Consider the following 6422-nt stretch of genomic DNA (forward strand, 5'->3'; position numbering starts at 1 on the left):
ACGTTGCGTTAATGAGCAATGGAAAGACAAAGGCTTGCGACGTTCAGGAAATTTGCCTATATCGGCAGTATCGTAAAAAGTTTCAATGTGTCGGCGGGAACGGGCAATGGTAACGCTATCCAGTAATTCGAAAAAATCAAAATCCAGGGTATTGAGTATAGCGTTTGCAGTACGCTGTTCCGGCGAAAGGCTAACCCAGGCATTAAAGGCTAACTGCGCTCTTCTGAAAATAGTCTCTATATCTTTTTCCGTGTGTAACCGTTGATTAAGGTTTTCCGAATCGCCTTCATAGGCTAACGCCAGTTGGTTACGCAAGTCATTAAAACGATTATTGACGGGAGTGGCGGATAACATCAATACTTTGGTTTTTACGCCTTGTTTGATGACTGAATTCATCAGCTTTTGGTAACGGGTTTCTTTATCCTTGAAGATATCGTTATTACGGAAATTATGTGACTCATCAATCACCACGAGATCATAATTGCCCCAATTAATCCGATTTAAAGGCGTGCCAAAAGATTCGCCACTGGTGCGTTGTAAATCGGTGTGGCATAACACGTCATAATTGAAGCGATCTTTAGCAAAAATATTGGTGGTTAGATTACGATTATACGTTAGCCAGTTGTCCGCTAATTTTTTAGGGCACAAAACCAGTACCGAACGGTTGCGTAACTCGTAATACTTAATCACCGCCAAGGCGCTAAAGGTTTTACCCAAACCTACACTATCCGCCAATATACAGCCGTTGTAGGTTTCCAGCTTGTTGATAATGCCAGTGGCGGCATCTCGCTGAAAATTGAACAGCTTTTTCCAGATTAAACTTTCCTGGTAACCGGTACGGTCATTGGGAAGTACATCTTCATTAAGTTCTTCCAAAAACTCATTGAAGATGTTGTACAGCATCAGAAAGTAAATCCGCTCCGGCGAATTTTCCTGGTACACCGAAGCAATGTGTTCACATAAGCGTGTAGTTACATCGTCAAGTCTCTCTGGATCATTCCAGATTTGTTCAAACAAATTCAGAAAGACGGTGGTATTGCTGGGCTCATCAAATTTATTGACGATATTGGAAACCGCATCACCTGGCTGGTATCCTAAATCAACGGCGGTAAATCCATGTAAAGGCATATAAATAGCCGCATCATTCGTATTTTGCACACAAGCAAATTGCTGCATGGGGGCTTTGCTGTTATTAGAGCGAAAACTAGCTTTGCGACGTATCCAATCAGCACACTCTTTGGCAATGGCTCGTTGTGTCAGTTTGTTCTTTAGTTGAATTTCAAACTCGCTACCATACAGACTACGTTCACGACCGGCCTTGGGTATGTGGAATTCACGTTGTTCTTTTTTTATTTTGTCGGTCACCTCATTTGGTACAAAAGTAGGTGAGGTAAAAATGAATTCAAGTGAAGCAATATTTTCCAGTTCCTTTTTTAATGCCTCGAATGCATAAATTGAAAAGCAGGATGCAGCGATCTTGAGCTTTGAACCAGACTTTAGCGTTTGTTTGAGGTTATCGCCCAACAGCTGATTGATATTGTCGATAATTTCCATGCTTTTTATATATCCGCCACCAACTTACTCAACCTTTCCTGCCCCGCATGAGTGTAAATCTGCGTGGTGGCGATGCTCTCATGGCCTAACAAGGCTTGAATATCCACCAACTGCACATCCTTTTCCAGCAAGCGCGTAGCGTAGGTATGCCGTAATTTGTGCGGGGTCACCTTCTTGTCTATCCCCGCCTTGTCGATCAACTTTTTCAGATATGCCCGTACCGCATGCGCCCCTGGTGGCCTAGCCCCCGGTTTTTTGGCGAACACATAATCCTCACCGCCCTTCCCCGCCAAGGACAGCGCCAGCACCCGCCCAAAAGATTCCGGCAACGGCACTTGCCGTTCCTTGTCGCCCTTGCCGATCACCCGCACATGCTTGGCCACGCCGTCCACCATGCGGACATGCGCCACCTTCAGCCCCAATGCCTCGCTGATCCGCAGGCCGGATTTTTGGATCAATTCAAACAGCAGGTCATAACGCTGGCGTATCTTCAACGCCGAGGCGCGGCTGCGGCCAAAGATATTGTCGGGGATGTCGTCGTAGTTGCGGGTGGCCTTCATCAGCGCGGCTTGTTCCTCGGTTTCCAGCCACACGGGGATGCGCCGTGGCCGCTTGGGCTTTTCGATCTGGTAAATCGGGTCTTCGGAAACCTTGTTGTTGCGCTTCGCCCATTTGTAAAACGTCGCCAGGCAGGAGATTTTACGGGCAATGGTGTGCGCCCCCACTTTGTCCTTGGCGAGGTAAGCGACAAAATTCTCCACGTCAGACGCTTTGGCGGTGTCCCAGGTGGTGTTGGCTAGCGTGAGCCAGTTGTGCCAGCGGTTTAAATCCGACGAATAGCCGTAACAGGTGGTGTCGCTGTAGTTCTTGGTGAATTTCAAAAATCCCAGGAAGTCTTTCCGGATGTCTGAAAATGCTGTTTTGTTTGAATCAGCCATGACTACTCCACCCCGTGTTTGCAAACCTGAAATTATTTTTTCGGGCTTTCCCGTCCTGCCATTATACACTTAAATGAATATTTAAGGTGTTTTTAGTGTAAGTGTATAAACGTAATTTTCTAGATTCCACGCAAATTAAAGCCTATTAAGGGCCGTAAAAACACACAGCGGTGACATCTGGCCTCACTAAAATAACTTAAGCATTTGTTTAGGTAATTTTACCCACAAAAACACGGTTTTTTGACGGTACGGAACTTGCTGCCTATAAAAACGAGATTGATGTTTTGTGGGCGCAAATCCGACCTAACAAAAACACCAAACAATTGATTAAAAATGTTTTTTATAAAATAACTACCGATTTTGACCAGAAGAAAAGGCGAAACTGCCCATGTGACCAAAATTGGTTATATATAACCAACTTTGCAGTTACATATAACCGACTATGACAATCCAAAACTCAGAAAAACAAAAACGCTACCGCGAATCCAGAATCCAATCCGGTGACCGTCACCTGACCTGCTGGCTCGACCAATCCGACAACGAGCGGCTACTGAAATTGATGGCCTCGCTCGGCTACGGCGACAAGGGCAAATTACAGGACGGCTACACCGAAGTGATCCGGCTGGCCTTGGTGCAACTGGAGAAAAAGCTGAACCCGCCGCGTAATGGACTGGTGCGCTTTGTGCCGCAGCAATCCGTATGACCAGTGAAGCGTTGCTGCTCTGGGGTGTGGTATTCAGTTCGGTTGGCCTGGGATTTTTCGTTTATGGCAAAAAACAGCAACGGCTTTCACCTTTGCTGTGTGGATTGGCGTTGATGGTCTTGCCCTATTTTGTCGGGACAGTGCCGCTATTGATTGGTGTCGGTGTTGTGCTGGTGGCGCTGCCTTATTTTAAATGCCGTGAACTTAAACAAACGACAGAAATGTTTCATAGGATTTTACGGTAGGGGATGATTGCCCGATGCTGTGCGTGAGGTTTATCCACAAAAAATGTGGGTAACCTGGGCTTTTGTGCGCCAAATACAAACTCAACTATCCGTAAAATTTAGGTTTAGTTAGATTGGCTAAAGTTTGGTCTATGCTTTGTAGAACATAATTTACGGAGCTTAATTTAGTGGCTAAAAACTGGAAAGATCATTCTCAACAAAGCTTCCAACAACCGGAAACCAGTGCTGATGCAGTCAATCAGCTAATGACTATACTGGAGGGTGAACACAAACTTGCTATTGCGGCCATGAAAAATGACAAGTTGATCAATTTGCATTTCAGTCTTGGCGTTATGATTCGGAATGCTTTTGGACTGCATGAACCCGACAGTCCGTTATTGGCTTCGTGCGGTACGGTGCATCCAGATGATGCTTCTGATGGAATTGTTCAGGCATTGTGGAATAGGTTACGGTCATCACCCGAAACTCAAGCACACTAATCAGAGAAATAGTAATGCTCAAGCTTCAATCCAAAACTATAACGGCAGTCGATTAATGGTTTAATTTATTTCAATTGCTGTTCAATCAAATCACCATGAGCCGCTTTAACTTTGAACATAGTATGCAAAAAACGCATATTTGTTCCAGTCAATTTCTTAATTTCCCGCGCACTAAAAGGTTTTACACTTCGATAGTTGATTAGCTTTTGTTGGTGGGTTTCCCCTACATCTTTGCCTTTATCTAATATTTCAGTATTACCATCAGCCTTACCAACGCCAACAATTCCAGCTCCACTTTCGTACAGGAAAATTACATCACCCTTCTTCAAAGTATCTATTTTAAATTTCCAAGGGTTATAAAATGCTGCTGCTATCCCATTGGAAATCATATAAGAATGATCGTCATGACTGTTCCTTTTGTTTGTGTTTAAAAAGACGTAACGTGGAGATTTTTCATCATCGTTATCAACAGAGTGATCAATTGGATCTGGTGTGTTCTGCATTTCTTCATAATGCGCTAGTGCCCTTTCCAAAGAATCTTTGACGAATTCAGCTATTACTTCTTGCCTAGTAACGCCAAGTGTTGATGAAAATTCATCAATAATAGCGACCGTGTCGCTTGCCAATCTTAACGTAACTGCTTCAGTGTTTGCTTTCTGTTGTGTTTTATCAGTGATGAATTTTTCGATGCTCATTTTTATGTCCCAAGGTTAAAGAATTTTTATTAAATTAAAAATAAATATAATATGATTATATATTTATCTAAAATAAAGCCAATAAATAATCTATATAGATTATTTAAAGATTCTAAAAATAATATTCCTGCGCGATGAATCGCATTAAATCCGCAAATCGTCCAGTCGGCTCAAAAGCGCACGTCCCTGTGCGCTTTTAAACTCTCCCTCCCGAATTGCTCACTTCAGTGTACCGGCAACTACCGTGTAATCCATCCCTGGTAAAAGCAACCGGCATCCCTGCCAGTTGCGCCCGACCACCGCAGCATTATTCAGCATTAGCGTTATTCAGGCTTTGCTATTCAAGCGCTTCTAAACTCCGCTATGACTTGCCTTTTACAATGATTTAATTGATTTAATTTAATCTATATGCTATAAATCTAGCTGTTATTTTTATATAAATCTAGCTGCTATAATGACAATATGTATAAGTTTTATCTCACAGAAAGGCGGGGTTGGTAAATCAACTTTAGCCAGGGCATTAGCAAGGGAAGCTAATGAACAGAAGCTAAACGTTAAAGTAGCCGATTTGGATACACAGCAAGGGACTGTCATTAATTGGCATCGGAGGCGCTTACATTCAAATTACCCACCCGTGGGTTCTGTCGAATCATTCAAGACAGCGGATCAAGCATTAAAGAATATCGATAATTATGATTTGTTGATTATTGATGGCCCAGCAAGAGCCAGTAAAGCGACTTTGGATATAGCGCAACAATCAGACATCGTAATACAACCTACTGGGGCAAGTATGGATGATTTGGAACCAGCGATATTACTGTTCCATGAATTGTTTAAAGCAGGAATACCAAAGTCAAAGCTATATTTTGCTTTATGCAGAATTGGTACTGATTCAGAACTGGATGCGTGTAGAGAGTATCTTGGTCAAACTGGTTACAATATTTTAGGCGGATGTTTATTTGAAAAACCCGCTTATCGACAAACTCAAAATCTTGGGCTGTCAATTTTAGAAACGTCTTATCAGTCACTCAATAAAAGGGCTGATGAGTTAATCCAATCCATCGTTGATTCAATTAAAAGCGAATAATGGCCGATCTCTCAACCTTTAAAAAAAAGAACTTAGGAACTCCACCATCATTGAATGATGCGGGGAATAATTTAAGTGCTCCAGAAGTAGCGCCATTAGATGATTCCATAGATGGAAGATCACTAAAAAAAACGGGGCGTACTGAACAATTGGCAACCCGCGTTACAGCAGAATTCCACAAAAAAGTAAAAATGCTAGCGGCTAGGGATGAGCTCAAGATTGTTGAGCTATTAGAAAAGTCTATTGCCCTCTATGAAAATAAACATGGACAGCTATAAAACTAGCAGTCATAAATATAGAAGCTAGAAAAATAGCCGCTATAAAAATAACAAATATAAATCTAGCTGCTATTTTTATATAAAGATAGCAGCTATTTAACTATAAAAATGCACACTATAAACTCACATTGAGCGGCTACCCTCCCGTTAAATTTTGATTTAGACTTAAGTGCCGACTTGTCATTTAATTAGGCACAGAAAAATAACTCAAAACACGGGGGCAAGCATGAACTACTCCATAGAGCGCTTAGACCACTTAGGCATTGTTGCCGGTGTCATCAAAGATTTAAAAATTGCCGAGTTGATTGACGGGCAGTTAGGGACTTATGAGGGAGAGACCTTATCGGCTGGTGAAACGGTTGCAGGCATGATTATCAATAGCTTAGGATTTTCCAACAAACCGATGACCTTGGCCCCGTTGTTTTTTGAGAATTGCCCGTTGC

General features: G+C 42.5%; 9 protein-coding genes. 6 read left to right on the plus strand and 3 right to left on the minus strand.

Annotation, left to right across the window (positions count from 1 at the left end):
• A partial coding sequence (locus CRENPOLYSF2_RS15335; RefSeq protein ID WP_176371136.1) for an SNF2-related protein occupies positions 1-1554 on the minus strand: 1554 nt, incomplete at its 3' end.
• 5 nt (positions 1555-1559) lie between these two features.
• Positions 1560-2492, minus strand: a complete 933-nt coding sequence (locus CRENPOLYSF2_RS15340; RefSeq protein ID WP_087144830.1) for a tyrosine-type recombinase/integrase — start codon at positions 2490-2492, stop codon at positions 1560-1562.
• A 442-nt stretch (positions 2493-2934) separates the two neighbouring features.
• On the opposite strand from CRENPOLYSF2_RS15340, the gene CRENPOLYSF2_RS15345 reads away from it, so the two are divergent.
• The 3 genes from CRENPOLYSF2_RS15345 (at position 2935) to CRENPOLYSF2_RS15355 (ending at position 3919) form a co-directional block, all read left to right on the plus strand.
• The gene (locus CRENPOLYSF2_RS15345; protein ID WP_087144831.1) at positions 2935-3195 is read left to right on the plus strand and encodes a hypothetical protein; all 261 of its coding nucleotides are present in this window, start codon (positions 2935-2937) and stop codon (positions 3193-3195) included.
• On the plus strand, positions 3192-3440 hold the full coding sequence (locus tag CRENPOLYSF2_RS15350; RefSeq protein ID WP_087144832.1) for a hypothetical protein: 249 nt from the start codon (positions 3192-3194) through the stop codon (positions 3438-3440). The genes CRENPOLYSF2_RS15345 and CRENPOLYSF2_RS15350 overlap by 4 nt, the downstream gene beginning before the upstream one ends.
• A 167-nt stretch (positions 3441-3607) precedes the next feature.
• A complete protein-coding gene (locus CRENPOLYSF2_RS15355) occupies positions 3608-3919 on the plus strand; it encodes a DUF6794 domain-containing protein (protein WP_087144833.1) in 312 nt (103 codons plus the stop codon).
• Between the two features lie 65 nt (positions 3920-3984).
• Here the strand turns inward: CRENPOLYSF2_RS15355 and CRENPOLYSF2_RS15360 are convergent, their stop codons facing one another.
• Positions 3985-4614 carry a hypothetical protein gene (locus CRENPOLYSF2_RS15360; protein ID WP_087144834.1) on the minus strand — a complete coding sequence of 210 codons (630 nt, stop codon included), beginning with the start codon at positions 4612-4614 and terminating at the stop codon, positions 3985-3987.
• Positions 4615-5068: 454 nt separating this feature from the next.
• Here CRENPOLYSF2_RS15360 and CRENPOLYSF2_RS15365 point away from each other — a divergent pair, with 454 nt between their 5' ends.
• The 3 genes from CRENPOLYSF2_RS15365 to CRENPOLYSF2_RS15375 all read left to right on the plus strand — a co-directional run.
• On the plus strand, positions 5069-5701 hold the full coding sequence (locus CRENPOLYSF2_RS15365) for a ParA family protein (protein ID WP_087144835.1): 633 nt from the start codon (positions 5069-5071) through the stop codon (positions 5699-5701).
• Positions 5701-5979, plus strand: coding sequence for a hypothetical protein (locus CRENPOLYSF2_RS15370; RefSeq protein ID WP_087144836.1), 279 nt, complete (start codon positions 5701-5703; stop codon positions 5977-5979). The genes CRENPOLYSF2_RS15365 and CRENPOLYSF2_RS15370 overlap by 1 nt, the downstream gene beginning before the upstream one ends.
• Before the next feature lie 226 nt (positions 5980-6205).
• A partial coding sequence (locus CRENPOLYSF2_RS15375; protein WP_140396881.1) for a DUF4277 domain-containing protein occupies positions 6206-6422 on the plus strand: 217 nt, incomplete at its 3' end.

The sequence above is a fragment of the Crenothrix polyspora genome (assembly GCF_900163755.1).
Taxonomy (GTDB): domain Bacteria; phylum Pseudomonadota; class Gammaproteobacteria; order Methylococcales; family Methylomonadaceae; genus Crenothrix; species Crenothrix polyspora.

Bases quoted from the DNA above. Each gene is read 5' to 3' on its own strand.
- CRENPOLYSF2_RS15350 (WP_087144832.1), top strand. From the start codon at position 3,192: ATGACCAGTGAAGCGTTGCTGCTCTGGGGTGTGGTATTCAGTTCGGTT.
- CRENPOLYSF2_RS15370 (WP_087144836.1), top strand. From the start codon at position 5,701: ATGGCCGATCTCTCAACCTTTAAAAAAAAGAACTTAGGAACTCCACCA.
- CRENPOLYSF2_RS15340 (WP_087144830.1), bottom strand. From the start codon at position 2,492: ATGGCTGATTCAAACAAAACAGCATTTTCAGACATCCGGAAAGACTTC.
- CRENPOLYSF2_RS15345 (WP_087144831.1), top strand. From the start codon at position 2,935: ATGACAATCCAAAACTCAGAAAAACAAAAACGCTACCGCGAATCCAGA.
- CRENPOLYSF2_RS15365 (WP_087144835.1), top strand. From the start codon at position 5,069: ATGACAATATGTATAAGTTTTATCTCACAGAAAGGCGGGGTTGGTAAA.
- CRENPOLYSF2_RS15360 (WP_087144834.1), bottom strand. From the start codon at position 4,614: ATGAGCATCGAAAAATTCATCACTGATAAAACACAACAGAAAGCAAAC.